The following is a 1219-nucleotide window of genomic DNA, read 5'->3' as shown; positions in this document are numbered from 1 at the left end:
GCCCTCACCCTGCCCCGGGGGCCCGCCCGGCTGGTGCTGGCCGGTGCGGACACGGCCGGCGTGGCGACCTACACGCTGCGCGACCAGCGCGGTCGGCAGGTCGCGCGCGAACGCGTCGCCGTCGGGCCCGGTGTCTCGCCCCGCATCAAGCTGACGACCGGAGCCACGCAGCTCGACCTGGTCGTCGAGCGCACCACCGTGGTGGCGGCCGTCGAGGTCGGTCCGCCCGGCCTGGCCGTGCTGCCGCTGACCGACCTGCGGTTGCGGGGACTCGTCGCCGACGTGCGGCCCGCCCTCCGCTGACGGCCTGCGCTGACGACCCGCGCTGACGACCCGCGCTGACGGGCCCGGTCAGTCGCCCGGCTGCGGGTCGCCGTACCGCGGGTCGACGTCCTCCGGAGGCAGCCCGAGCAGCTCGGCGACCTGCTCGACGATGATCGTCAGCACCATCGCCTCGAGGTCGTCGCGGCCCTCGCACCGGTGCTCGATGGGGCGCCGGAACACCACCAGCCGGGTCGCGTCGCCGCCCGTGCCCCGCACCAGGGACGACAGCGGCACGGTGGCGTCGCCCCAGTCGTCAGGCAGCATCGGGGCGTCCTCGACGGCGTACTCGACGAGCCCGAGGCGCTCCTGCCACCGGGCGTCCACCTCGGTGACGATGTCGAGCACCAGGTCGTCGAAGCGCTCGCGCGCCGTGCGTCCCGCCGGCCGGCCGAGCCGGGCGGGCATCACACCGGGTCCGCGCATCCCGCGGCCGCGCCGGTCGCGCGTCACACGCCGTCGGGGGAGCACCTCGTCCATGCCGCGAGCCTAATCATGACTCGCCCCGGTGGCGGGTAGCGTCTGGCCGGTGAGCCTCACCCGTCGTTGTTCCCGCACTGCCTGCGGTCGCACTGCGGTCAACACCCTCACCTACGTGTACGCCGACCAGACCGCCGTGCTGGGCCCGCTCGCGACCTACGCCGAGCCCCACGCCTACGACCTGTGCGACCTGCACAGCGAGCGGCTCTCGGCCCCGCGTGGCTGGGAGGTGCTGCGGCTGGCCCCGGACCCGTCCACCCAGGGCCCGTCCTCCGACGACCTGCTCGCCCTCGCCGACGCGGTCCGCGAGGCGGCCCGGCCCGTCGAGCGCCCGGCCCCGCCGCGTCCGGTCGACCACGGCGGCGACGACCCGCGGCGTGGCACCAAGCGCGGCCACCTGCGCGTCCTGACCAAGGCC

General features: G+C 76.2%; 3 protein-coding genes. 2 read left to right on the top strand and 1 reads right to left on the bottom strand.

Annotated features, from left to right (window positions below):
• Window positions 1–303, top strand: a 303-nt coding sequence (locus ACXJKL_RS21335; protein ID WP_457208992.1) for a hypothetical protein, incomplete at its 5' end; no start/stop codon positions are given.
• Between the two features lie 48 nt (window positions 304–351).
• On the opposite strand, the gene ACXJKL_RS21330 is transcribed toward ACXJKL_RS21335, so the two are convergent.
• A complete protein-coding gene (locus ACXJKL_RS21330) occupies window positions 352–801 on the bottom strand; it encodes a metallopeptidase family protein (protein ID WP_457208991.1) in 450 nt (149 codons plus the stop codon).
• A 49-nt stretch (window positions 802–850) separates the two neighbouring features.
• Here ACXJKL_RS21330 and ACXJKL_RS21325 point away from each other — a divergent pair.
• Window positions 851–1219 (top strand): DUF3499 domain-containing protein (locus ACXJKL_RS21325; RefSeq protein ID WP_457208990.1); only part of this gene is annotated, 369 nt, incomplete at its 3' end.

This window comes from Nocardioides sp. P5_C9_2 (assembly GCF_054049555.1).
This window is presented reverse-complemented; position numbering and strand designations above follow the sequence as displayed.